The sequence below is a fragment of the Methanobacterium aggregans genome, from assembly GCF_017874455.1.
Lineage (GTDB): Archaea > Methanobacteriota > Methanobacteria > Methanobacteriales > Methanobacteriaceae > Methanobacterium_C > Methanobacterium_C aggregans.
Window position 1 is genome coordinate 221,084 of the sequence record NZ_JAGGLN010000002.1, and the last position, 26,728, is coordinate 247,811.

General features: G+C 37.7%; 23 protein-coding genes. 14 read left to right on the forward strand and 9 right to left on the reverse strand.

All coding sequences use genetic code 11. The features are described 5' to 3' along the window. Positions 1 to 31: 31 nt before the first annotated feature. The 6 genes from J2756_RS03835 (at position 32) to J2756_RS03860 (ending at position 7,771) form a co-directional block, all read left to right on the forward strand. Positions 32 to 1,543: a Mur ligase family protein gene (locus tag J2756_RS03835; RefSeq protein ID WP_209582767.1), complete on the forward strand. Its 1,512-nt coding sequence runs from the start codon at positions 32 to 34 to the stop codon at positions 1,541 to 1,543. 676 nt (positions 1,544 to 2,219) lie between these two features. Continuing rightward, positions 2,220 to 3,689: a Mur ligase family protein gene (locus J2756_RS03840; RefSeq protein WP_209582769.1), complete on the forward strand. Its 1,470-nt coding sequence runs from the start codon at positions 2,220 to 2,222 to the stop codon at positions 3,687 to 3,689. Then, the gene (locus J2756_RS03845) at positions 3,682 to 5,292 is read left to right on the forward strand and encodes a Mur ligase family protein (protein WP_209582771.1); all 1,611 of its coding nucleotides are present in this window, start codon (positions 3,682 to 3,684) and stop codon (positions 5,290 to 5,292) included. Before J2756_RS03840 ends, J2756_RS03845 begins: the two co-directional genes overlap by 8 nt. Positions 5,293 to 5,462: 170 nt before the next feature. Beyond that, complete coding sequence (locus J2756_RS03850) at positions 5,463 to 5,900, forward strand: hypothetical protein (protein WP_209582774.1); 438 nt, start codon at positions 5,463 to 5,465, stop codon at positions 5,898 to 5,900. Further along, complete coding sequence (locus J2756_RS03855; protein ID WP_245315919.1) at positions 5,897 to 7,171, forward strand: hypothetical protein; 1,275 nt, start codon at positions 5,897 to 5,899, stop codon at positions 7,169 to 7,171. The genes J2756_RS03850 and J2756_RS03855 overlap by 4 nt, the downstream gene beginning before the upstream one ends. 156 nt (positions 7,172 to 7,327) lie before the next feature. Then, positions 7,328 to 7,771: a DUF356 domain-containing protein gene (locus J2756_RS03860; protein ID WP_342593099.1), complete on the forward strand. Its 444-nt coding sequence runs from the start codon at positions 7,328 to 7,330 to the stop codon at positions 7,769 to 7,771. Positions 7,772 to 7,906: 135 nt separating this feature from the next. On the opposite strand, the gene J2756_RS03865 is transcribed toward J2756_RS03860, so the two are convergent. Continuing rightward, positions 7,907 to 8,383, reverse strand: a complete 477-nt coding sequence (locus tag J2756_RS03865) for a multiprotein bridging factor aMBF1 (protein WP_209582775.1) — start codon at positions 8,381 to 8,383, stop codon at positions 7,907 to 7,909. A 145-nt stretch (positions 8,384 to 8,528) separates the two neighbouring features. Between J2756_RS03865 and J2756_RS03870 the strand changes: the two genes are divergently transcribed. Continuing rightward, positions 8,529 to 9,761 carry a proteasome-activating nucleotidase gene (locus J2756_RS03870; protein ID WP_209582777.1) on the forward strand — a complete coding sequence of 411 codons (1,233 nt, stop codon included), beginning with the start codon at positions 8,529 to 8,531 and terminating at the stop codon, positions 9,759 to 9,761. Between the two features lie 332 nt (positions 9,762 to 10,093). Here the strand turns inward: J2756_RS03870 and cobK are convergent, their stop codons facing one another. The 3 genes from cobK to J2756_RS03885 are packed head-to-tail and all read right to left on the reverse strand — an operon-like array spanning position 10,094 to position 13,834. Beyond that, positions 10,094 to 10,927, reverse strand: a complete 834-nt coding sequence (gene cobK / locus J2756_RS03875; RefSeq protein WP_209582778.1) for a precorrin-6A reductase — start codon at positions 10,925 to 10,927, stop codon at positions 10,094 to 10,096. Beyond that, on the reverse strand, positions 10,924 to 13,449 hold the full coding sequence (locus tag J2756_RS03880; protein WP_209582779.1) for a calcium-translocating P-type ATPase, PMCA-type: 2,526 nt from the start codon (positions 13,447 to 13,449) through the stop codon (positions 10,924 to 10,926). Before J2756_RS03880 ends, cobK begins: the two co-directional genes overlap by 4 nt. Next, entirely contained in the window at positions 13,424 to 13,834 is a 411-nt protein-coding gene (locus tag J2756_RS03885) for a UPF0146 family protein (protein ID WP_209582780.1), read from the reverse strand. Before J2756_RS03885 ends, J2756_RS03880 begins: the two co-directional genes overlap by 26 nt. Before the next feature lie 31 nt (positions 13,835 to 13,865). Here J2756_RS03885 and rimI point away from each other — a divergent pair, with 31 nt between their 5' ends. The 7 genes from rimI (at position 13,866) to J2756_RS03920 (ending at position 22,329) form a co-directional block, all read left to right on the forward strand. Beyond that, entirely contained in the window at positions 13,866 to 14,360 is a 495-nt protein-coding gene (rimI, locus tag J2756_RS03890) for a ribosomal protein S18-alanine N-acetyltransferase (RefSeq protein WP_209582781.1), read from the forward strand. Between the two features lie 235 nt (positions 14,361 to 14,595). Next, complete coding sequence (gene carA, locus J2756_RS03895) at positions 14,596 to 15,678, forward strand: glutamine-hydrolyzing carbamoyl-phosphate synthase small subunit (RefSeq protein WP_209582782.1); 1,083 nt, start codon at positions 14,596 to 14,598, stop codon at positions 15,676 to 15,678. A gap of 208 nt (positions 15,679 to 15,886) precedes the next feature. Then, a complete protein-coding gene (gene carB / locus J2756_RS03900; protein WP_209582783.1) occupies positions 15,887 to 19,096 on the forward strand; it encodes a carbamoyl-phosphate synthase large subunit in 3,210 nt (1,069 codons plus the stop codon). Between the two features lie 289 nt (positions 19,097 to 19,385). Then, positions 19,386 to 20,531, forward strand: coding sequence for an amidohydrolase family protein (locus J2756_RS03905; RefSeq protein ID WP_209582784.1), 1,146 nt, complete (start codon positions 19,386 to 19,388; stop codon positions 20,529 to 20,531). 12 nt (positions 20,532 to 20,543) lie between these two features. Then, positions 20,544 to 20,993, forward strand: a complete 450-nt coding sequence (locus J2756_RS03910) for a universal stress protein (protein ID WP_209582785.1) — start codon at positions 20,544 to 20,546, stop codon at positions 20,991 to 20,993. 75 nt (positions 20,994 to 21,068) lie between these two features. Beyond that, entirely contained in the window at positions 21,069 to 21,905 is an 837-nt protein-coding gene (locus J2756_RS03915; protein ID WP_209583205.1) for a CBS domain-containing protein, read from the forward strand. Position 21,906: 1 nt separating this feature from the next. Then, positions 21,907 to 22,329 carry a hypothetical protein gene (locus J2756_RS03920; protein ID WP_209582786.1) on the forward strand — a complete coding sequence of 141 codons (423 nt, stop codon included), beginning with the start codon at positions 21,907 to 21,909 and terminating at the stop codon, positions 22,327 to 22,329. An 85-nt stretch (positions 22,330 to 22,414) separates the two neighbouring features. Here J2756_RS03920 and larE read toward each other — a convergent pair whose 3' ends face one another. From larE to J2756_RS03945, 5 genes are all read right to left on the reverse strand, one after another. Further along, the gene (gene larE / locus J2756_RS03925) at positions 22,415 to 23,467 is read right to left on the reverse strand and encodes an ATP-dependent sacrificial sulfur transferase LarE (RefSeq protein ID WP_209582787.1); all 1,053 of its coding nucleotides are present in this window, start codon (positions 23,465 to 23,467) and stop codon (positions 22,415 to 22,417) included. 96 nt (positions 23,468 to 23,563) lie between these two features. Continuing rightward, positions 23,564 to 24,223, reverse strand: coding sequence for a TfuA-related McrA-glycine thioamidation protein (locus J2756_RS03930; protein WP_245315921.1), 660 nt, complete (start codon positions 24,221 to 24,223; stop codon positions 23,564 to 23,566). Positions 24,224 to 24,427: 204 nt separating this feature from the next. Further along, positions 24,428 to 24,940 carry a TIGR00295 family protein gene (locus tag J2756_RS03935; protein ID WP_209582789.1) on the reverse strand — a complete coding sequence of 171 codons (513 nt, stop codon included), beginning with the start codon at positions 24,938 to 24,940 and terminating at the stop codon, positions 24,428 to 24,430. A 48-nt stretch (positions 24,941 to 24,988) separates the two neighbouring features. Next, entirely contained in the window at positions 24,989 to 25,477 is a 489-nt protein-coding gene (gene tfe / locus J2756_RS03940; protein ID WP_209582790.1) for a transcription factor E, read from the reverse strand. A 359-nt stretch (positions 25,478 to 25,836) separates the two neighbouring features. Continuing rightward, positions 25,837 to 26,694, reverse strand: coding sequence for a coenzyme F420-0:L-glutamate ligase (locus J2756_RS03945; protein ID WP_342593100.1), 858 nt, complete (start codon positions 26,692 to 26,694; stop codon positions 25,837 to 25,839). Between the last annotated feature and the right edge of the window lie 34 nt (positions 26,695 to 26,728).

Sequence of the window (26,728 nt, forward strand, 5' to 3'; positions counted from 1 at the left end):
TTTAGTACAGAATACAAAACTGGGGATAAAAATGGAAATCACAACTTCTTATCTGGCTCAGAAGATTGATGGAAAACTATTTGGGCCTGATAAAAGGATCAACGGCATTTTCAACTTTCTTGGTGATGCTAGGCATGGAGATGCTGTGGTAAGACACTGGATCAATGAAAAGGGAATTGAAATTGCTGTAGAGAAGGGAGTTTCCTGCATTGTAACACAAAATCCTCATGAAAATGCTGTGGAAACTGCAGAAAAACTGGATTTACCATTAATAGTAACTGAAAGAATAGAACTTGCCAATGCATTTGCAATTGAATGGGCAGTTAAAAGGTTTGCAGATGATGCACTGCGCATCGTTGTGACAGGTACCAATGGAAAATCCACAACAACCCATATGATACATAAAATACTGGAAGATGCAGGTTACAATACTTACACCAACACAGACCCCCAATCTGAATTCAACACTTTGATAGACCCCATAGTTGGAAAACAGATAGCTGAGTTTCCTGGAAAAATTGAAGCAATGGTTGTGGAAGTTTCAGAGGTTCAGGGCTGGCTTGATAATCTAATGAAAGATCATGCCCAGATCATGACGTCAGCCGTGGATCCGGAAGTTGTTGTACTTACAAATGTTTCACTTGACCATATTGGACTTGTTAATTCAATAGAAGAAGCATTTCATGAAATATCTGGTGCAGTAAAAGCACTGGCCTCAAATTCCAACACCCATGAAAAAACCTTTGCCATTCTGAACAAAGAAGATCCTCTCATAAAAAAAATGGCCAACATGATAGGTCCGAAAACTAATTTAATATTTTATGGTAACTGTGATTCTGAAAAAGGTCCAAAATGTAAGGAAAAAGATGAAAATGATAAGGGATGTTCAGAAGTTGAGATCTGTGCAAAGGGAATCACCCACAACGGAGATGTTGTTGTGCCACTGGAAAAACTTCCATTCAAAAGCAAACACTTCCTCCAAAATACCATGGCTTCTGTTGGAGCGGCTTTGGCCGTTAAAATTCCCAGTGAACTCATTGAAGAATCAGTTTCATCCTACAAACCTCTGAAAAGAAGGTTCAGCGTATTGCATGAGAACCCCACAATAATCGATGACTTCGCCCACAACCCTGACGGGATCATTGCAACCATAAAAAGTGCTGCAGAAAGTTTAACAACCAACGGACATTTGTACATTGTATCTGCAATCCGTGGTTCAAGGGGAGAATCCATAAACAGTGCAAATGCACAGGCAATTGCAGAGGGATTGAATGGATTGAAAGGTCTCAAAAACAGCCTGATTGTAACTTCAAGCCTTGATGTTGTGGACATGAACAACACTGTGAAACCCCATGAGAAACGTGTTTTTCTAGAAAATCTTGAAAAGAGGGGTTTGAAATATGAGTTCCATGAGAAGCTCCAAACTGCAGTTGAAGCTGTCCTAAAATCTGCTAAACCTCAGGATACAATTCTATTAATAGGAGCACAGGGTATGGATCCTGTCTCAGATCTTTTAGATGAATTGATTCATGAAGACGTTTAATTGGCAACTACAAAAAAATTGTTAGCTTAATTCTCTTTTTAAAAGACAGAATGTTATGGATCGTATAAAAATTAGAAATAACATGGTTTTCATGAAATTGTAGATCTTTTATTGAAGTTTGGGCCTTTTTATTATTTTTATAATTTTATAGATGTATTGATTAAATAAAAATTTAAATAAAATTTATCCAGATAGGTTATCACACTGAGATCAAACTAGAAAAAAGTTGAAATATTGAAATTTTTTATATGAAAATAGTATTTGTTTTTATATGAAGGTAGTATTTGAAATTCAGGACCCACCTCTATTCTATTGAGAATTGTTCGTTAAAAATATTGAGAATGTTTCATTAAAAAAAAATATTTTTAAATGATACCATTATATTTATAATATCCTTGAATTCAGTGAATTAAATTTATATTAAAATAAGAAGTATCCCAATTATAAAAATTTTAAATAATATTTATTTTAAGAGTTATTTCAAAAAAGAATTGTTTTAAAATAAAATAGGAATGAATACAAAAAAAATCTAAGGTATTTTTAATAAATAGTTTCTGCAATATTTGATATGTACTGAATTGTAGGTACTGAAAATTATTTGATTAAAAATTTCTAATTTACAAAAAAAAGAAGGATCGATTTATATAAACCCATCCATTTGATGTGAGAGTTTAACATGAAATGTACAGTCATAGGCGCAGGTAATGCTGGACGTCCAGTAGCACGGATACTTAACCATGCAGGTAACAGTGTAACCATCACCGATCAGAAGAAAATTGAAGAATTTCCAGATAAAGTCCAGAAAACCCTGATGAAAATGGAAGAAGAAGGAGTGGAACTTAACCTGGGTTCAGATGCACCACTTAACTTTGAAAAAGGAGAAAACGTTTATATATCCCCAACAATACCTGAAAATGCCCCAATAAGAGAATTTTTAGCTTCAGAAGATAATGAAATAGTTACAAACGAAGATGTTTCAAGGGTGATAAACGATCTGATCCCCATAGATATTGTTGGAGTTACAGGAACCCTTGGTAAGACCAGCACCACCCATACTATCTCTGAAATATTTGAAAGTGCAGGTTACAGGGTGTGGATGTGCTCATCAAGAATGGGTAACCTACTGAGTGAAGTAATAGTCGAGGGCATAATCAATGGAAAACCTCAAGAAAATGATGTTGCAGTGCTTGAACTTCCCCATGGAACTTCAAGACTCATGTCACAGGTTCGTTTGAAGGTTGGGGTTTTAACAAATATTTACCCAGAACACCTTGATGAATTCGATTACTCCATGGACAAATATGCAGCAAGAAAACTGTTCATATCCAGTTCAAGCGAAAAACTGGTTGCAGGATTGCAGTGCAAAGAATTTTTAAAGCCGTTACGTGATGATACCATATTTTACTGTTTGAACGATCCAAATGAAGATTCAAATGAAATGAAGAATCAAAATGGGACCTGCAGCGTTTCTGGTTATCCGTCCAATGGAAACATCACAATTTCTTATACAGATATAGATATTCAAGAAGAATCTGGAGAACTGGAAACAGATCTCAGTGGAAAATTTCTGGCACCATTCAAGTTAATGAGTTACTACATGGAAAATGCTGTGGCAGCAGCTGCAGCTGCACTCTGCTATGGACTCCCTGAAAAAGACATATCAGATGGTTTAAGCAGTTTTCATGGAGTTCCAGGACATATGGAGTACATTGGAAACTACAAAGGTAGGGATGTTCATTTCGATGCGGCTTTTGTACCTGAAGGACTGGTCAATACCCTAAATATATTTTCAGACAAAAAACTGGTGATTCTAATGGACAACCCTGACAGCACCAACCCCCGTGACAAAGGTAAAATTGGGGAAGTTCTTGGACGTTACGCAGATGTTATGATCGTAAGTGGATACAATGAAACAACTAAGAACCTCAATATGGATGCAGCGAAGGAAGTTGTTAATGGTGCTGAAGGTTCCAAATCCCTGAAGTTTGCGGTTGAGGATATGAAAACTGCAGGAGAGCTTTCAATCAAACATTCAAAAACCGGTGATGTTATCTTACATGTTGGACCCGGTGCAATTACTTCTTATGAAGAGGTTAAATCCAAAATGATATTGGGAATAGAAGAAGGATGTAAAAAATATGAATAAGGATAATACTTCCTCCAATCATTTCAATGAAACAGAAAATGAGATTTACGGCGTTATAGGAATTTGTGGAATAGTTGGAAATATTGCAGCCCGTGTACTGATGGACAGAGGATGCCATGTACTGGGGACTGACATGAAGTCAGATGATGAGTGTGAATTTAAATACGCCCTTAAAAAGTACATACAGAACCAGGACCTTGAGGTTTATTTTTCAAAACATCCTGACTCTTTCTTCAGCAGATCCAAGTACATAATACCTCCACCAAGCCTTTCAAAAGATTCAAAGGTATTCATGAAAATGGAAAAAATTGAAGCCAATATACTCGATGTCGATACACTTCTCAATGAAATAAAACCTGATAAGCCTGTTTTATGTGTTACAGGAACCAATGGAAAAACCACAACGACCACACTGTTGAAACATATCTGCAAAACTGCAGGTTTAACCACGACAGAGCATGGTTTCAGGAATTTACAGGGAAACATTGATTACATCCCACCACTACAGGCCCGGCTCAAGGGGGATGTGGCTGTTCTTGAAACTGGAACCTTTGGAATTCCAGGAGATCTTAAACGTATGGTTGAACGCTGCCAGCCATCCTGTGGTATTGTAACCAACATCACACCGGACCATATCCATGATGACCAAGATTTTCTAAGTTACGCCAGTATCAAAGGAACTTTCATTGAATACTTTAAAAAGGGTAAGTTAATTGTTAATGCAGATGATCCAACCCTTTGGGGACTTGTTGAATCATATAGGTCAACTTCCAACAATCAAAACGTCAGTTCAGATGTTAATGGTTGTGAATACATAAGCTTTGGAGTGGACTACGAAGCCACAAAACCAGGTAAAAAGAAATGTATCTGTGGCCGTGAAATTCAGATCAACGAAACAATATCTGGAGTGGGTTACTACAATTGCAAATGTGGGCTTAAAAGACCTGAACCCGATTATCTTGCAGGGAATATTGGAGAAGACAGTTTCACCTTGAAAACGCCTGAAGGTGATGTGCAGTTTAAAATGAAGATAAAGGGACTTCATAACGTTTACAATGCCACAGGTTCAATTGTGGCGGCAATTGAATTTTTTAAAATAGATTTAAATACTATTAAAAAGGCTGTTGAAAGTTTTGAAGGTGTTTCTGGACGTATGGAATACATGTACACCTACAATGGTAGTGAAGTTATCGTTGACTATGGCCATAACCCTGCAGGCGTTGGAACTGTTCTGAGGGAGATGAAAAAGATCTACAAAAAACTGGCGGTAGTTGTTACAATTTCATCGGAGTCTGGAGAAAGTGGAGATCTGGAAATACTCCAAAAAGCAGTTGAAATTGGAGATTTTATTGTGCCTGCATCTTTTTACTCAAGACAGGCTGCAGAGAAACATATTTCATCACCCAAGATCATATTAACTGATGAGTCCAAAGCAGAATTTAAAGCTGGCACACTTGGAGCAACATCAAAACAAGTCCTTGAAGGATTAAAAAAAGGTTTAGAATGTGATGTAGATGCTGTTATCTGCCTTGGTGAGGCTGCATTTAAATACAAAGAGCATATTAAATCACTGCCCTGCCATTTAAAGGAGAAGAATATTTAAGTAAAAATCTTAGGATCATTATAAATGATTCAAAATTCTTATAGTTTGAACTGATTGAAATACTTGAATATTACTGAAATACTTGATATTGAAATCAATTTCATAAGATATTATTATGAATCTAATAATTATGAATTTAATGAATTATTGCAAAGGTATGTGGTGAGATCATGTTCATAAAAATCAGGAGAGATACTCTAATCATTTTAATACTTGCATTCATGCTAATTGTATCTGGTCAGTTGATGACTTACATGGCATATGCATCATCAAATGGAACAGAAGAAGGAGTTCCAATATCTGGTGTTATAATAAAAGGCAATGACATCATACCCACAGACACCATAAGAAGTAACATAGCAAATGCAGGTTTTAGATCAGGTAGTTACATCAAAGGAGATACTTTAGTCACCAGCAAACGACAGTTACCATTAAATGAAGCCATTCAAAATGCTGAAACAGCAGCTATGAACTCTAGGATTCCAGGAACAACTGTGAAACCAATTGTGGCTGCAGATGTTCAGGTTGATAAATCCACGGGAATCGTTACTGTTACAGTAATAGAAGACTTCTCAAGTGTCAAAATTTCAGGAGCGAACAGCACATGAAGAGCAATATGAACAGGTTAATCAAGGTTTTCATATTCCTGGTAACCATATCACTGGTTATTGGTACAGCAACAGCAACATGCAACGTCGTAGTAATAACGGACCCAACTGGAACTGATCCAAACGGTGCTGCAGCAGGCAGTATGTCCTGGGCAGCCAACATGTTCCAGTCAACCTTCATACTCTCCAAGGAGAAACATTTCGGTGTTCTCTCCGGTGGTGAAGGTCAGTCCACCCCAAGGCTTCAAGCAATAGTTGGGACTCTTACCAAACTTGAAAACGGTGCAAGTCCCTCAGAAGCAGCTTCAACAGCGAGCAGTTATTCCGGAATCAGGGTTATGGTTGGTACTGCAACCCAGGGTGCTGCAGTTGGTGGGGACTTTAACGTATACCTTGTTACAGTTTCGAACAACGGTACAATAACCGTGACCCCCTATGCTAATGGTGGTCTTGCAGTACTACCTGCAGGAACCAAAGGAGCTATTATTCACTTGAGAAACAGCGAAGGAAACCCTCAAGCCGGAACTGCAGACACTGTACGTCGAGAAACAGCTGTGAATATTGGTAAAATGATAAGGGACGGCTACAATGCAACTTACATAGTTGGAAAAGCCATGGAAGAAGTGGCAATAGACTCCGGTGAAAAGCATGGTGGAGGTGGAATCAACCTGGTTTCAGGAGTAACAACTGGAGATATGTTCACACCTGAAAATTTGAATGAAACTGGTTACTCAATGGATGCAGCATTCTACAAGGTATGCCCAACCGATGGATGGAGAGTCAGTTACCCTGAAGCAGACAACTACCAAACCTGTCCAAACGATGGAACCACCCTGAAAACTGTTTACGCCTACGATGCCCTTATAGATGCAATAACAGTCTCAAATAATAGTTTATCAGTATCTACCTATGGAACCGATGCTGCAGGTATTTCAGAAACAACAGAGGAAATAGTGACTGCATCTGTTAAAAAGCATGGATACAGTGCTGATGAAATTTCAAAGGACATTAACTCTGCAATAGATAATGGCCTGCTTGTTGGGGTTAATTATGTGGAACCTAAAGATATAAACGTGAAAGCAAGTTCAAAAGCTGTGGGAGTTTATTATAAACAGCTCGCAGATCATAGAACATCACCCACATGGAATTTACCAGTTAGTTCCTCTTTCCTTAACATAGTGGGAAATATACAAACAGCAATTGGGTTGATACTAGTTTTACTAGTTCTATTCAGGAGTACACTCATAAAGTCCTTCTTGAAAAAGAGATAAAACAGTGCATCCAACTGAATATAAGTTTGGAAAAACCATGCCAAAATAATTTAAAATTTTTTTTATTAAATCTTTTAAAATTATTTTATTTTTAAAAAGGTTGTTACAGTTTCAGTGCAATGAAACAGTCTTTCAACGGATGATTAATAAATTAGTGTGAATGAATATTATAATATCAGATTACTTAAAGAAGGTGACAATATGGCGTTAATTTTAATACGTGCAGATAATAAAGAAAAACTTTTAAACGGCATTGCAGACGTTGAAAGACATGCTAAATTAAAAATACTTGGAATTCCAAAGATAATACCATCAGAATCTGCTGATAAAATTGTTCAGGGAATAATAAAACAGAAACTTCGATCAAAATCAAAAAAAGCAGTTATTGTTAGGGTTGAGGAAGACACAACCAAGAGCATAGTTCATATAAGAAAAATACACCCTCCAGCACATTTGATGGTTATAAGTGAGGAGTATGGTGAATTTAAAGATCTTGAAGCTAATTTTAAGGAACTTAAACCATTCAGAGGTTATTATTCCCCTAAAAACCCTAATTCTCCAAAACCTAGAAGTACCAATTCTAAAAAAAAACAGAAATAAAATTTGGAATATACTTGGATATTGCTGAGTTGGATATTGCTGAGTGATTCCCAAATGGGATCATATGAAAATCAGCACCTCAATATTCATTTTAACCAATAATTCATTTAAAAAAAAAAAGTAAAATTAATTGTATTAACGTTTTTTTATCCTTGCTATATCTCCAATTGTGGCTCCACGAGCATTTAGATGCCCAATATCCTCAGGAGTAGCACCATCATTCTTCTCAAGAAGTGTGATACCAAGGATCCTCTCAAGCTTCCGTGCAAGTTTTATATCAGGAATCATTTTACCAGATTCTATCCTGTTAATAACAGAAGCCTTTTCATAAATCTTCTCGGCCAACTCTTCACGTGACCATTTCTTCTTCTCCCTAGCCTGCCTTACAAGAACATTACATTCTTCAACCACTTCATATGTAGGCTCTGCAGGTCTTGGTCGTCTTCTTGGGGCTCCAGTTTTTCTTGGTGCACCTGGCCTCCTTGGTTTTTGAGGTTCCCTCTGAATTTTACCAAATTTAGAGCATTCTTTACATGTTAACATTACTGATCCATCGATCTTAGTTTTCAATGGAGTTCCTACTACTTTCTTTCCACATATCTCGCATCTCATGACGATCCCTTTGAACTTATACTCACTATATAATCTGTACCTCTATATTTAAATATTATTAAAAACTAAAAAATCTACATATAAACTTAATATATTATGAATGAACATATCTTTATCTTATAAAAATTAGGAGTGAGTTAGGACCATGGAAAACATGTCCCCAAACATATTAAAAAAGATAGAAGACCTTAAAACTGAGATAAAAATTCTCAAAGAGGAGAATACTAAAACCAAACGTAATCTAACGTGGAAGGTGAGGAAACTCGAGAAAGATAAGGTCCTTATCGAAAATGAGAAGATGAGGCTGGACCGAGAAGTTAAATCTCTAAGGGGGGAGATTGAAAGGTTCAGATCACCTCCACTTGTAATTGCAACAGTAACCGAAGTTCTGGATGACGGTAGGGTAGTTGTAAAAAGCAGTACAGGTCCTAACTTTGTTATTGGATATTCACGCTTCCTAAATAAAAAGGATCTCGAACCTGGAGTTCGAGTTGCACTGAATCAGCAGACATTCAGCATAGTACATGTCCTACCATCTGAGAAGGACCCAATAGTAAGTGGTATGGAAGTGGATGAAAAACCACAGGCAAGCTACGATCAGATAGGCGGACTTGAGGAGCAGGTAGTTGAGATCAAAGAAACAGTTGAACTGCCCCTTAAAAAACCAGAACTATTCACAAACATTGGAATTGAACCACCAAAAGGTGTTCTTCTCTACGGCCCACCAGGAACAGGTAAAACCCTCCTTGCAAAGGCAGTTGCACATGAAACCAATGCAACCTTCATAAAGATAGTTGCATCTGAATTCGTCAGGAAGTACATAGGTGAAGGTGCAAGACTTGTCAGGGGCGTTTTTGAACTTGCAAAGGAAAAATCACCCAGCATAATATTCATAGATGAAATTGATGCAATTGCTGCTAAAAGGCTTAAAAGTTCAACAAGCGGTGATAGAGAGGTTCAAAGGACACTCATGCAGCTTCTTGCAGAGATGGATGGTTTTGAAGCCAGGGGAGATGTTGGAATCATTGCAGCAACCAACAGACCCGACATACTGGACCCTGCACTTCTGCGTCCTGGAAGGTTCGACAGGTTCATAGAGGTGCCAGTTCCAAACGAAGATGGCAGGATGGAAGTGCTCAAAATTCACACATCTCACATGTCCCTGGATGAAGAAGTGGACATCCAGCTCATTGCATCCCTTACAGAGGGAGCTTCAGGTGCTGACCTGAAGGCAATATGTACAGAAGCAGGTATGTTTGCAATAAGGGAAGAAAGGTCCACTGTAACTGTTGCAGACTTCATGGATGCCGTTGAGAAAATAATTGGAATGGAACGGGAAGAAGAGATGAGAAGAGAAGCTGGAGTTATGTTCGGCTGATACTTCCAAATTTTTTTATTTTTTCATAGAAATTAATCTAAAATTAAAGTTTAAAGCCAATGATGAACCCTATGAGCTCTGATACGTGATGACTGATGGGCGATCTGAGGCTACTTAACATTTTACTTAATAATTCAAATTATATTTTATTATTTCTAATTTTTTTTCTACTCTTTTAATCTTCTAGTTCTTTTAAAGATCTTTAATTTTTAAAAAAAGTTATTTCAAAAAAAGATAGGTTGAATCAGATTAAAAATTGAATAAAAAAAAATATTTCAATTTATAATGTACTTTCAATCATAAAATTAATTAAAAAAAAAATTAAATCTGTTTCAATCCGAGTCCCTATGAAATTCCATTAAAAGTTGATTTACATCTCCAAAAACCTTTTCATTTTTAAGTTCTGGAACTTCAGGACGCGTAACAACAACCACAGGGATTCCAAGTTCAAGTGCAGCATCTATCTTTGAGGGAGTACCTCCTGTTTCACCACTCTCCTTCGTGAGCACAACAGATGCATGGTACTCTTCCATCAGAACCTTGTTGAAGTCCTTTGAAAAGGTTCCCTGCATCGCTATTATGTTTTCACCTGTCATTTCCAGTTCAAAACATTTATTCAATGAATATATTGATGGTACAACTCTTGCAACAATATTTTCTGGAGATATTAATTTAGTTAAATGGTGAATGGTTGAAACACCTGCAAGGTGCATTATTTTAGGATTTAAATTGTTTTTATCTTTTAAATCCTTTTCTGCACCTTTTTCTAAAGTTTTTTCTGCAATCTCCTTCACCTTTGAAGCTGCTTCTTCAAATGATCTGACTTCATATATCAGATCATCTTCTGGAAGTGGTATTTGGGGTCTTTCAAATCTTATATATTTTATTCCTGCTATTTTTGATGCCTCAATTGCATTTTTGGTTGCTTCAGCTGCAAATGGATGGGTTGCATCCACAAGAACTTCTATATTTTTTTGGGATATGATCTGAACCATTTCGTCCACACCCAATCCCCTTGATATAACATGAGAAGCCCCTGCGGATCTTGCAAGTTCACCGCCGTACCTTGTGGTTGTGGTGGCAAGTACTTCATTATCTTCAGAGGCTGTTAGTCCTTCAATTATTCTGACTGCATCACGTGTACCAGCCATCACCATTATCCTCATTTTATCAACTTCTCAGATATGAATTCACTTATGAAGATAATTGCTGCAACCACAACTATTAAAACCCAATCCATTGCCCCAATTGCGGTTGTTCTGAATATTCCCTGAAGGAAGGGCACGTATATTACACATACCTGGAGCAGGAATGATGCTGCAACAGCCATTAGCAATGTTTTGTTGGGCACCCTTCCCTTGGCCTTGCAGTTGAACACGTTGAATATCTGGAACATCACGAAGACTGTGAATGCCATGGTTGTTGCTTTAAGCACACTTGAACCTGATGTGAGTTCGTAGTAGTAGAGTGCAAGGGTTCCAATACTCATCACAACTCCAGCAAAAGTTATCCTTATGAGGTTCTTCCTGTGAAGGATGTTTCCCTTGCTTGGTAGGCGTTCCATAACGTCTGCCTCTGAAGGTTCAACACCCAGAGACTGGGCTGGAGGACCGTCCATTATTATATTTATCCACAGTATCTGAATTGGGTTGAAGGGTATTGGCAGATTTGCAAGGGATGCAACTGTTATTGTGAGTATTGCACCTATGTTAGTTGAAAGCTGGAATTTAACAAATCTTTTGATGTTATCGAAGATTGTTCTTCCCTCTTTAACAGCTTTAACTATCGTTGCGAAGTCATCATCCTGCAGGAGCATGTCTGCAGATTCCTTGGCAACATCTGTACCGGAACCCATTGCAACACCAATGGCTGCCTTTTTAAGTGCAGGTGCATCGTTAACCCCATCCCCAGTCATTGATACAACATGACCCCTTGAACGCAGTGCCTCAACGATTCTAACCTTCTGCTCAGGGAAAACACGTGCGTACACATTAACTTCTTCAACCACGTTCTTGAACTCCTCATCACTGAGGTTATCAAGGTCTGAACCTGTTAAAACCTTTCCACCGCCCAGGGCACCATCTAAAATTCCAATTTCTGATGCTATGGCTGCTGCTGTGTCCTTATGATCACCCGTTATCATTACAACGTTGATCCCTGCTTTTTTACAGGTTGCAACAGCTTCCCGAGCCTCTTTACGTGGCGGATCCATCATTCCCACGAGCCCCACAAATATCAGATCATTTTCAAGGGCTTCTTTGTCCTCTAAATCCGCACTGGAATCTATTTTTTTGTATGCCAATGCTAAAACCCTCAGGGCACTTGAAGTCATGTTTTTGAGTTCTTCAAGAACTTCTTCCCTGTTGTCCTCTGTGATATCCGAAATTTCTCCTGCCTCTTCAACACGGCTGCATCGTTGGAGTATGATCTCAGGAGCGCCCTTGGTTAATACATACCTTTCGCCGTTGAACTCGTTGACAGTGGTCATTCTCTTCCTTTCACTGTCAAGGGGTATTTCAAAGATTCTTCGATGGGTTTTTTCAAGTTCTTCACGGGTGTAGCCATTTTCATCAGCAAATATGAGCATTGCACCATCTGTTGGATCTCCAAGGATCCTTCCATTTGAGAGGGTTGAGTTGTTACAGAGTGCTGAAACTGTGTAGGCCATTTCAGGGGATGTGATCTTGGTCTGACGCACGGTCATCTTGTTCTTTGTGAGTGTTCCAGTTTTATCTGTACATATGGTTGTGCATGAACCCAGGGTTTCCACAGCAAGAAGTTTTCTTACAACTGCATTGCTCTTAGCCATTCTCTGCATTCCAAGGGCCAGTGTTAGGGTTAAAATTGCAGGTAAACCCTCAGGTACAGCTGCAACTGCAAGTGAAACTGCAGTCATGAAGTTTTCAACGATGGGTACTCCCTTGAAAAACTGGAGTGCAAATATTCCAGAACACACAACAACAGCTATGAGGCCCATCATCTTTCCAAGACTGGCTATTCTATCTTGAAGGGGGGTTTTTGCCTCTTCTTCTTGTATCATCTCTGCAATTTTACCTATGGCAGTGTTCATTCCAATTTCAACAACAACTCCCAATCCACGCCCCATTGAAACACTGGTATCCATGAAGGCCAAGTTCTTTGTTTCCTCATCCGATACAAATGTTTCATCTTTTTTAACAGGTTTTGATTCACCAGTTAGTGCAGATTCATCAACGAGAAGGTCGTAACTTTTTATTATCCTTATGTCTGCAGGAATTTTGTCTCCTTCTTCAACAACAACAATATCTCCAACTGTGAGTTCAGCAGCCGGAATTTTAACCTTTTTACCGTCACGTACAGCAACTGCTTCTGCAGAACTCATGTCTTTGAGCTTGGCCATTGCTTCTTCAGCACGATTCTCCTGTATGAACCCTACACTTGCATTTAAAACAACCACAATTAGTATTACAGCCGCATCTGTAGTGTCTCCTACAAAAGCCGCAGCAACTGCAGCCACAATAAGTAGAATTATAAGGAAATCTTTAAACTGACCTAAAAACCTTCTTAAAGGCCCTGGTTTTTCTTCTTCCACCAACTCATTTGTTCCATATTTAATAACACGTTTTTGAGCTTCTTCAGTTTTTAATCCATCTGATTTGGATTCTAAATTATCTAAAACTTCATCAACGCTTAGACTTTGCCATTTCATTGTTACACATCTTGTAAAAAACTGCTTTTTCATAATTTATGAGTTTCATCTTTTTTTTTGTATTCAAAAATTCAGTTGAAAGTGGTTTTATTATTAAATCTGATCCCACTGCCTCTGCAACCTCCACTATGTAGGGTTGAAGTTCTTCTGGAGGTCTTATTGAATAAATAAGTGAAGCACCAGCATATATTTTTAAGTTGGGATCTGTAATATCATCTTTGACAACACCATCATGGGAAGGTTTAATATCTGTCATGATAATATTCATCTTATGATGTTCCTTCAGTTTGAGTGCAACCCTCGGGAAACCACCAACACCAACCTCAACGATCTTAGAGGTTTTATCATAGTTTTTTAGAATGTAATCTGATAAATCGTTCCACATCATATCACTACACTGTTTAATGGAGAAATTCATGATAATAAGAGAATTCCGGCGTCCAGATATCAAAAGGGTCCTTGAAATCGAGGAATCTTCCTTCGACGACCCCTACCCATCCAGTGTCCTTGTTGAAATTTACAACCTTGGAGCTGGTTTTCTGGTTGCCCAGGAAGATAATAGTATTGTGGGATATATTATATTTTGGATCAGATTTGAAGATGAGGGTCATATAATTTCAATTGCAGTTGACAAAAAATACAGGCGGAAGGGTGTTGGTTCCAAACTCGTTGAAACTGCCATGGAAATATTCAAAAAGTACAACGTAAAAACAATAAAGTTAGAGGTCAGACTTGGAAATCGTGGGGCACAGAAGTTCTACAGATACCTTGGATTCCATGAAAAAAAGGTTCTTGAAAATTACTACGAGGATCTTGAAAATGCCATGATTATGAATCGGGAACTGATGAAACCAACAGAACTGAACATTGAATATGGAAATGAATCAAAGGTTGATAAAAATTCTCAATAGACTCCAGGAAACATCAGCAAAATCCAGGAAAGAGTGAAGAAGATAATGTTTATTTAAACTTAAATATTAAATTAATCCAGTTATAATCCTTTAATATGAATTTTATATAATAAATAATATTTATTTGAGGAATTAAGCTCATATATTAATTAATAAATTGAATATTTAGATGAAATGGAATATGGTATCAAATACTAATAAAATAAATAGTTATTTGTAATAATGCGGTGATGCAATGCTAAAAGAGGCAAAATTAGCTTTAGAAGACGGAACAATATTTAAAGGAGAAAGATTCGGTTCTGAAACCACTAAAACTGGTGAAGTGGTTTTTACAACAGGAATGACTGGATACGTTGAATCACTTACAGATCCTTCCTACAAAGGCCAGATACTAATGTCAACATATCCCTTACAAGGTAACTATGGAGTATCCTCAGAGTGGTTTCAATCAGAGGGGATAAAGGCTGAAGGATTTATTGTAAGGGAGAATAACCCCTACACATCCCACAGTTTATCAGAAAAAAATTTATCAGAATTTTTAGCTGAATATGAAATTCCAGGTATAAGTGGAATAGACACCCGTGCCCTCACCCTGAAGATCAGAAGATTCGGAGCCATGAAAGGAGCTCTTACAACAGAAGAAATATCCGATGAGGAACTTCTGGAAATGGCAAAAGCCCAAAAGGGTATAGAAGAACTGGACCTTGTGGATGAGGTATGTGTTTCAGAGCCCAGAATATTTGGTGAAGACTACGATAAATGGGCTGTTATTCTTGACTGTGGTATAAAACAGAACAGCATCAATGCACTGCTTAAAAGAGAAGTTGGAGTTGTTGTGTTACCCTACAAGACTGATGTTAAAGAGATCATGGACTACGAACCTGATGCAATGCTTGTTTCAAGTGGCCCTGGAAATCCGGAAAGGGTTGGAAATGCCATTGAAACCGTTCAAAAGCTCCAGGAAAAGCTCCCAATATTTGGAATATGCCTTGGTCAGCAGATAATCAGCCTTGCATTCGGTGCTAAAATCTACAAAATGAAGTTCGGTCACAGGGGAATAAACCAACCAGTTAAGGACCTTAAAACTGGAAAGGTTTCAATAACATCCCAGAACCACGGTTTCACAGTTGATCCAGAGTCTGTACAGGGTTTACCAATAAATATAACCCAGTTAAATCTCAACGACGGCACTCCTGAAGGAATAGAACATAATGAACTGCCAATTTCAAGTGTGCAGTACCATCCAGAGGCTGGGCCTGGTCCACATGACACTGATTACTACTTCGACAACTTCGCTGAAACCCTGAAAAAATACTAAATTTAAATACTCAAAAATTCAATTGTAGACAGATAAAACCCCTAAATTATAATAAAAAGATTTTAAAAAATAATAACTGAGGGTATTTATTTAATTGTAGATTGAAATACCTGAGATCATAGTAAGGCAAATAATTTATTAAAATTAATTGTTAAAGTAAATGGATTATAATAATTGCTAATTAAGAGAATTAGGTAGAGGATCATAAATGCCAAAGGACGCAGACATAAAAAAAGTTCTCATTATTGGATCGGGACCCATTCAGATTGGTCAAGCAGCTGAATTCGATTATTCAGGTTCGCAGGCATGTAAATCCCTCATGGAAGAGGGAATTGAAACTGTGCTCGTGAACAGTAACCCTGCAACAATACAGACTGACATCGACACTGCTGACAGAGTCTATGTGGAACCCTTAACCCCTGAAATCGTTGGAAAAATAATAGAAAAGGAGAAACCAGATGCCATACTTCCCACAATGGGTGGACAGACCGGTTTAAATGTTGCCACCGGCCTTGAGAAGATCGGTGCCCTTGATGGAATTAAGGTCATAGGATCTTCTGTTCAAACTATAAGGAACGTTGAAGACCGTGACCTTTTTGGACACTTCATGATGAAGCTTAACGAGCCCATACCCAAGTGCAGGGCAGTAACTTCCCTTGAAGAAGCTCTAGATGCTGTTAAAGAGATCGGTTATCCTGTGATAGTCAGACCTGCCTTCACACTGGGAGGAACAGGAGGTGGAGTTGCCCATAATCAAGAAGAGCTGATTGAAATTGCAACCAGAGGCCTTGACATGAGCTTCATAAACCAGGTTCTCATTGATGAGTCTGTTATTGGATGGAGAGAATTTGAATACGAGGTAATGAGGGATAAAAACGACACCTGTATCATAGTCTGTAACATGGAGAACATGGATCCCATGGGAATACACACTGGTGAGAGCATAGTTGTTGCTCCAAGCCAGACCCTCTCAGATGTTGACAATCAACGCCTCAGAAATGCTTCAATCAAGATCATAAGGGCCCTTCAGATACAGGGAGGGTGTAACATCCAGTTCGCTGTTCACCCAGACACAGGGGATTATAAGGTCATTGAAGTGAACCCCAGGGTGAGCAGAAGCAGTGCACTTGCATCCAAAGCCACAGGATATCCAATTGCAAAGATATCATCCAAGATAGCAGTTGGAATGACCCTTGATGAAATACAGAACGATATAACCAAGGAAACACCCGCATCATTTGAACCATCACTTGATTACGTGGTTGCAAAGGTGCCGAGATGGCCATTCGATAAGTTCAAGGGAATTAAACGTGAAATTGGAGTTCAGATGCAGTCAACTGGAGAAGTTATGGCAATAGGTCGAACTGCAGAGGAAGCACTTCACAAAGCCATAAGATCCCTCGACATCGGTAAAAACAGCTTTGAAGAGGTTCCATTCACAGAGGACCTCCTTAGAAATGCAACGGATCAACGCATATTCCATATTTACAGTGCCCTGAAATCTGGAATGACAGTTGAAGAATTACATGAAATAACACAGATAAACACCTTCTTTTTATATAAGATACTCAACATCATTGAATTTGAGAACAAGTTAACCAAATTAAGTAGTGCAAATAAAGATGATGTTTTAAGTTCTGAAATCCTTAAAAAAGCTAAGAGAATGGGATTCCCAGACCGTAAGATCGCCAAGTTCGCAGGGTGCTCTGAAAAATCCGTCCGTAACATTCGAAAGGAGAAAGCCATATTACCAACCTACAAAATGGTTGACACTTGTGCTGCAGAATTTGAAGCAAAAACACCATACTATTACAGTACATACGAAGATGAAGATGAAGTAGCTGTTTCTGATAATAAAAAAGTTGTTATAATTGGTGCCGGACCTATAAGGATTGGGCAGGGAATAGAATTTGATTACTGCTGTGTTCATGCAGCAATGGCACTTAAAGATGAAGGAATTGAAACAATAATTATAAACAACAACCCAGAAACCGTCAGTACCGATTACGATATCTCAAACAAGCTCTACTTCGAACCATTAACACTGGAAGATGTCATGAACATCATTGACAAAGAAAAACCTCATGGAGTCGTTGTCCAGTTCGGAGGTCAAACATCCATAAACCTTGCAGTACCCCTTGCAGAAGAAGGTGTGAAAATACTTGGAACTCCCCATGAAAGTATTGACCGTGTTGAAGATCGGGAGAGGTTCACAGAGGTTTTAGAGAAACTTGAAATACCTCAGGCAGATTATGGTATTGCAAACTCTTTTGAAGATGCCAGTAAAGTTGCAGCAAGGATAGGTTTCCCAGTACTAGTCAGACCATCCTACGTTCTCGGTGGAAGGGCCATGGAAATTGTATACGATGATGAAGAGCTCAAGGAGTACATGAAGGAAGCCGTGAAAATATCACCAGAACACCCTATACTCGTTGATAAGTTCCTTGAAGATGCAATTGAAATAGATGTTGATGCACTCTGCGATGGTGAAGAAGTCTTCATTGGAGGCATAATGGAACATATAGAAGAAGCAGGAGTCCATTCCGGAGATTCTGCATGTGTGATACCTCCTCAAAGTATTTCCAAAGAGGTTATCCAGACCATCAAAGACCACACAAAAAAACTTGCCCTTGAACTGGATGTTGTTGGGCTTATGAACATCCAGTACGCTGTTAAAATGGAAAAACCCGGAAAGGCCATAGTTTACATCATTGAGGCCAACCCACGTGCAAGTCGTACAGTTCCATTCGTAAGTAAAGCTGTTGGAGTACCACTTGCAAAGGTTGCAGCAATGCTCATGATGGGTAAAAAACTCAGAGACTTCGGATTAAATGATGAAATTAAGATTAAACACGTTGCTGTTAAGGAATCCATATTCCCATTCATAAAAATTCCAGAGGCAGACTCAGTACTGGGGCCTGAGATGAAGTCCACAGGGGAAAGTATGGGAATAGATGAAAACTTTGGAGTTTCCTACTTCAAGGCACAGCTTTCAGCAGGCATGGAACTTCCAAAAGAAGGTAAAGTATTCATAAGTGTTAAGGATGCCGACAAAGACAGTATCCAGGACATAGTTAAGGATGCAGCTTCAATGGGATTCCAGCTTGTGGCAACTACGGGAACTGCAGAAGCAGTTAAGGGACATGTGTCCATAGAAACCATCCGCAAGGTAAGTCAGGGATCACCCAATATACGTGATGCAATGCTTGATGGTGAAATAAACCTTATAATAAACACACCCTCAGGCAGGCAATCTGCAGATGATGGTTACCATATAAGAAGACTTGCAGTTGAACTTGGAATACCCTACGTTACTACACTTGCAGGAGCTCGGGCCGTTCTCACAGCAATTGAGAAGGTTAAAGATGGAAGTATTGATGTCAAATCTCTAAATGAATACCATGAATTAATTGAATAAAAAGAGGGATACATATTAACCTTTTTTTTATTTGATATTTCTTATTTAAGCCCCTAAAATCAGATTTTCTTTCTATTTTTTATTTATAATTATTTTTAAATGAGGAGACTAAAATTAAAAAATTTTTTAATACCATCTTCAATGAATAATTTTAATAAGGGTTTAAAAGTTGTTTTTTAAGAAATAAAATCGTTTCAAACCTTTTATTTAGTATTCAACTGATTTTTTTTCTTGATTTTTTAAAAACTACAAACTAATAAATAGTAAGGATAAAAATATCTTATTTTATATGATCACCATTAAAAACGCCAGGGTTCTCTACGGAGAGAACATGGAAGTTCATAAAGCAAACATCCTCATTGAAGATGATAAAATAGTTGAAGTATCAGAACATGCACATGGAGGAAGGGTTGTAGATGCTTCAGGTTGTATAGTTGCCCCTGGACTTATAAATTCCCATATTCACATAGGGGATTCAGTTGCAAAGGATGTTGGAGATGGACAGCACATAGATAAAATAGTTAAACCTCCAGATGGAATAAAACACAGGATACTGAATGAAACTCCTCCAGAGAAAATCATTGAATCAATGCGAGACTCCATGAGGCACATGCTCGAAACAGGTACAACAACATTCATTGATTTCAGAGAGGGAGGATTTGAAGGTATTGAACTTCTTGAAGAAGCTTCAAGGGATATTCCAATACGGAAGATCGTGCTGGGGCGCCATGATTCATTCATGGACCCTGAAGTTGAAACATCGAATGTGCGAAAAACTGCAAAAAAACTTCTCAGATCATGTGATGGGATTGGTTTAAGTGGTTTTGGTGAAATAAGGGATGATGTGGCACTTGAGATTACAAAGACCTGTAAAAAATATGGTAAAATCTCTTCCATACACGCTGCAGAGTACGGTGCAGTTCAAAGACAATCTTTAAAAACAAACGGCAACACTGAAGTTCAGAGAGCTTTGAAAACCGGCTTTGACCTTCTGGTACATTTAACATCCCCCCTTGATGATGATTTGAAGGTCACAGGCCTTGAGGGCGTGCCTGTTGTTTCATGCCCACGTTCAAATGGAGCATTGTCTGTGGGCATACCCCCAATAAAAGAGATGATGGACAACAACATAAATCTTCTCCTTGGAACTGACAATGTGATGTTCAACTCCCCAAACATGTTTCATGAGATGGAGTATGCCCTTAAAGCTACAAGAGGCCTTTACAAAGAGTATCTATCCCCAGTTGATGTGTTTAAGATGGCAACTGTCAACGCTGCAAGGGCACTCAACCTGAACTCAGGATACATTCAGGAGGATAAGGTTGCTGATCTCATAATAGTTAAACAGATCTCTGAAAATCCAGTGTTGTCCCTCATAAATAGGGCTGAATCGAAAAACATAATAGGATTAATAACAGAAAGTAAATTAATATAAAGAGGTGAACCTATGTACAAAAAAATACTACTGCCAACAGATGGTTCAAAATATGCAAATAAAGCTGCTGAACATGCCATCTGGATTGCAAGTGAAAGTTGTGCTGAAATAATTGTTTTAAATGTGGTTGAAACTTCTTCACTTGTTGGATTACCTGCAGAAGATCTCATAGTGAAAATAACAGAGATGCTGAAGGAAGAGGGAAAATTAGCCATAGAACACATCGTTGAAATAGCAGAAGATAGCCCAACAGAAGCTAAATGTGAAAAAACCATAAAGATCACATCAAAAACAAAAGAAGGTTCTCCTGCAGAAGCCATATTGAAAACTATTGAAGAAGAAGACATAGATCTTGTTGTGATGGGAACTTCTGGAAAACATGGACTGGACAGATTTTTATTGGGAAGTGTAACTGAAAAAGTGGTTAGATCAGCAGGCTGCCCAGTCTTAGCAGTACATTGATCTAAAATTTTTTAATTCAATTTTTAAAAAAAAACAGTGCTAATTAGTTTTATGCATGAATTAGCAGGTGTAACAATGCTTGTAAAAGAGATAATGTCAGAGGACATACACTACATACATGTTCCAGGTAACCGTGCCAACGCACTGGAACTTATGAGAGATAAGAACGTATCAGGATTACCCGTTGTCAAAAAAGGAACCAAAGAAATTGTTGGAGTACTCACAAGAACAGATCTTGTTGAAAACCCTGATGAAGAGCAAATAGCCCTTATAATGACCCGAAACCCAATAACCGCATCTCCAGATGATGATGTTAAAGAGATCGCAGACAAGATGATGGAAAACAACATAAGAAGAGTTCCAATAACCGAAAATGGAGCCTTAGTTGGTCTTGTAACTGCATCAGACATGATAAACAACGCTTTATGGAAGATGGAAGTTAAAGATCCTGTTGAGGATTACATGCTCAGAAACATTCCAACAACCTGGGAGAGAACTCCCCTCAATGTTGCATTTGGGATAATGAGATACTTCAACCTCAAGGTTTTACTGGCCCTTAACAACGAGGGAAAACTTTCAGGTATACTCACAGAAACAGATTTCATAGATGAAAGTGAGGTTGTATCTGAAAGGACTGTTCACAACACTTCTGTAGGTACTGAAGGGGATAAATGGTCATGGGACAGTAAAAGCGTGCTCTACGTCATTAAGAATCATCTTAAATTTTCTGATAAAGAAGTCAGGGATGTTGCAACACCGGATCCTGTTATTGCAACAACAAAAACACCTGTTCAGGAATGTGCAAATAAGATGAAACAGAAAAAAATTGAACAGATTCCTGTGATTGATGTTGAGGGAGATCTGGTTGGACTTGTCAGGGCCATAGATTTAATAAGAGCTATCAGCGATTAAAATGTCAAAAATTCCAATTTTAAAGATAAAGGGGGATCCAGAAACCATAAGGATCATCGCCAAAAAGGGTGGAGACGTATCAATACAGACAATAAACCTGAAATTCATAATGGCAAACCTATGGTGGGATGGGGCCCCTGAATTTGAAACTTTCTTCAACGTGATGGAGTTAACAATTAAAAGAGCCCTTAAAGAAGTTCATGAATTTGAAAAATTGACAATTGATTATACCTACCGAGCAAATGACAGCCTCGAGGATGCATCTGAGATAGTGGTGGAAATAAACGATGTTAAAGCCGATGAAGTGGATGTAGAAATAGCTGGAAGGTTTATAAGCCTCCTTGGAGAGGATGATAGGGGATTTTTCAAGAGGCTCACAAGTTCACGTAGAAGGGTTGAAGAAACAGTTCACAAAGAGATTTAAAAAAAAGAATTGAGTTATTTTTAATGAAGCAATTAAATAATTGAATTCTTTATGGAATTTATTTTTTCTAAAATTTTTATTTCTTTTATATAACCCTTCTAACATGGGGTAAAACTTGAATAAGAAGTTTTTCAGCATCTTCTTTGTCAATAACTCTTCTTGCAACAATTTTACCCTTTTTGAAGATTGTAACATTTCTTCCTTCTGTTTCAAGCATTGCTATGCCCATTTCAGTAGAACATTTGACACTGCCAAGTTTTTCAAGTTCTCCACATGTGCTTTTTATGTTAACGCTGTAGGGAAGTTCTGTTTCAAACATGATCTTGTTCTTCTCATCTTTACATGGTTTGTAAACAACAATATCCTTTTTTGAATCTCCATGATCCCCTATATCCATTGTGACCCTTTTAAAGCCCACAGCTTTGAGTTCTGAATCAATGTGACTTAATACTCCCCTGTTTAAGAGTTTATCTATTTTTTCAACTTCAATGAGCGCAGTATCCTCATTATCCCTGACCCTTACTACAGCAGAACCTGTAAGTCCCTTCAGAAGTGATTCTGCATATTTTATCCTGTTTATCTTTTTAGGGGTTATTTCACTATTTTTTGATATTCTTGTTGCAAGACAGGTGGTTGAAGGTGAATAGTTCAGTCCCATGGAACCCAGTAGTTCTCTTACTTCTTCTGCTGTGAAGCCTGCCTTGACCAGAGGATTTTTAATATTTTTGTTGTAGTTCACCATTATTCCAGGCCTATCTTCAAGGAGATCACTTATGTTGGTACCGTCTGCTATTTCATCAAGGTTTTCCTGGGCCATTATCTCCCCAAGTTTGGAGTACATCTTGTTTTTGCAGACATAGCACCTGTTTGGTGGATTTGATTTGAATGATTCATCCGTGAGAAAATCATCCTTCACAACCCTATGTTTTATTCCTATTTCCTCTGCCACTTTCCTGGCATTTTCCACAAAATCATTGGGCATAACCCCATTGTCAATTGTAACAGCAAGCAATTCCTTTGAAACTTCTACTGCAACTTTTGCAAGGAGTGTGCTGTCAGCACCGCCTGAAAAGGCAACAAGAACCTTTTTATCACGAATTTCTTCCTTTAATATCTCTAATTTCTTTTCTATTTCCATTAAAATCATTCCATGAGCTTTAATTTTTAATTTAAAATTTTAACGTGATTTGAGAGCAATAATGGTATGTAAGGATGTTAAATCTAAAATTACAGTTTATAAACTCTTTTTTATGTATTCTAGAACTTCAACTGCATCTTCCCTTTTCACATCAACACTTCTTTCATCCAAAAATCTTTCAAGAACCTGCTTTTTAGATTCATCAATGCCTGAATCACTTAAAACCTTTCTGTAGGTCCTCTTAGGATAATAAATCGATTTTGCAGTCTGAATGAGGGTTTTAAAGTCTTCTTCGCTTATTAGCTTTTCATTTAACGCTGCCTTGAAATTGTACCCCATAGTAACCAGGGCTTCTGATAGCTGTTCCAGGGTTTTGGGGTTGAAAACAACCGCAACATCATCATCAGCTTCTATTAACCCTCCTTTATAGTAACTGTAAACTCTGCCCACCCCAATCATTCCAAAATCATCAAGTTCAGATGCCCTTAGTGCACCCATACTTGCACCACCAACAACTGTAACACCTTCTTTTAATGCTTTGAGTATTTCTTTATGGGAAACAGCAGGTTTTTGATGGAAAACACCATCAATAATTGCTATTACATCTGGTTTATCCTTCAAAGCTGTTAAAATATCACCTCTGCCAACAGGGGGGCGATAATCTGCTATCAAAATTTCAGATGCTTTATTAGGATGTAGCGAAGGGCCTGTAAACACTACGATCTTTTTATCTGTGATCTTTTCATTTTTATCCAATTCAAATCCTCTTATTGTTTTATCCAGCTTCATTAGATCGGATGATTATTTTTGAATGATTATTTAATCACCAAATAATAACTATTAACGTGAAAACTTAATAAATAATTTTCTACTTCAAAAATAAGGACTGAAAATGGATTTTTAAAGAATAAATTTTAAAAATAGTTGAAATTAGGTATAAGTAGATATAACTAAAAATAATTAATAATAATTTTCGAAATCACTGCTTCCAACGATTTCTTCATGAAGCTTTAAAATTCTTGGAATTGATGGATGATCCGATCCAAGCCTTTTTTCCCATTTTTTTATGACGAAGTTGATTCCAACTTCTTCTGTACCATGTACAAGGTTGTCTGCATGGGCCACAATTTTCTCCTCAAGTGTAATGGGTATGTAATCCTTAGCTGGTAATCCAAGTGCTTCTGCTTCTAATTGAGGTATTCCTGCACCTATATGTCTTTCAGCAATTCTCTGGACTTCGATGGGAAATTCTCTCTTACGGAGTATTTCTGCACCCACCACCCCATGGAATATACTGTGGGTTTTTGATCTACCAATATCATGGAGCAATGCTCCTTCTTCAACCAAATCCACGTCCACATTGTCAAAATTAGAGGATAATTGCAGTGCCTTCCTTGAAACTGTTTTACAATGTTCAACTATGTTATCAGACAGTAACTCGTCTAAATTCTCTAAGATTAAATTTGTATTCAAGTATTCTTCCTCAAACTAATTTAAAAATAAGGTTTGATTTCAATGAATTCAACTCATTTTTTGCATCATTTCCTTCAATTCAGTTATAACTGCAGAGTTATCCTGATATTCTAAGTTGCCACCACATTTTGGACATATGAAGTTGTTTTCAGATGCTTCATCGAATCTGTACCTGCATCCATTGGTTAAACATACAAAGAACATGTTTCCCTCTTCGAATTGCAGTGCCTCTTCAATTTCCCTTGAAAAATTTTCATACTTATGGGTTATTATGTCTGCAACCTTTTCTTCCTCAAACTTCCAACTGTAGGTGTACCACTGGGTTTCAGGGTCTTTGCTTCTTTTGTAACTTGCAACTCCTGCATCGTAAAGTTTGTAGAGTACTTTTCTTACAATATTAAGTCTTATTTCAGTTTCTTCTGCAATTTCTTCATCTGTTGTTTTACCCTTCAATAAACATTCAATGATAGAAACACTGCTTTCCTCATCATTTGTGATGTCCATGAGGACTTCTTGAACGGTGGGATCCATAAGCATTTAAGCTCCTCCTTTAATTATGAAAATTTGAGTAAATCCGAGATCATGGCCATTTGAACATGATCACCCATTTAGTTGGATACTTCATTTTATAATCATCTAAAACCATGATAAGATGGTTTCAATATAATCGGATTTAATGGTCGGTACCTTAGACTCATGAAAAATTATCTTCAATTGTCCATTAGTACTTTTGATATCACTCACATCAAATCGTTTACACCATTACACTCTTGAAATTTACATTCAAAATTTTCAAAATAATATAATAATCTCGGTGATATAGTATATAAACAAAATAGTATTTATATTTGTTGAATGACAATATTGCTCAAAAAAAGCAATGATTTAAAATAGGTTTAAAGAATTCTAACAATTACAGCAGGCGTGTGCTCAACAGAATCAAGCATATCCACAGTAATATCAGTTATATCTCCATCAAAAGTACTGCTCATATCGTAAACTGTTTCCATATCCATCTCATTTTTTTCATGGTATTCCTCAGTTATTTTAGCTATTTCAATTATTTTATCCAGATCATGCCTCTTTGAAATTCCCAGAGGTGTTGGACCTATTATACTTCCAAAACGACCCAAGATATATCCAAAAAATCCCATGTTGCATTTTATGCCTGAAACAGCTATGGGGAGGGATGTGAATTTTTTACCAAAAAGTTCGTAGCTGGCATCTGTATCTATGATCATCACGGTAACCCTCCTGCCGGTACTTTTCAGTAGCTCATCTTCAATATCCATTGCAACCAGTTCAGGTTTATCTGGAAGTAATGAAACGAATGTTCCAGGAACGTTACTCAAATCCACACCAGCTTCAGATGCAGGTTTAAGTGCATGTTTCAACCCATAATACTCCAAAATAACCCTTTTATGAGATCTGGCTTCTGGAGGAAGTTTTCTGAGATTATGAATAGTTCTTTTCTTTATCCGGAAAATTGGGCCCAAAATATAACCCCATAAATATTTGGACCAGAGATCAGCCAGAAGTATGGACATAATTGATGGTTCAAATTCAGCTTCATCAACCAGCCTACCCTGGGATACAGATATGGGAGTTTCAGAGATAACTAAAAAATCACCATCTTCAATCAGATCTGCAGCACCATGAATTATGGTTTTATAAGGTTCACCAGGTTTTATGTATCCTGTCTTAATTGGTATGGTGATGTAATTCAGTTTCTTATCCAATGAATGTTCAGCCACTTCATCACCACCCATATATCCAGAATAGATTCTT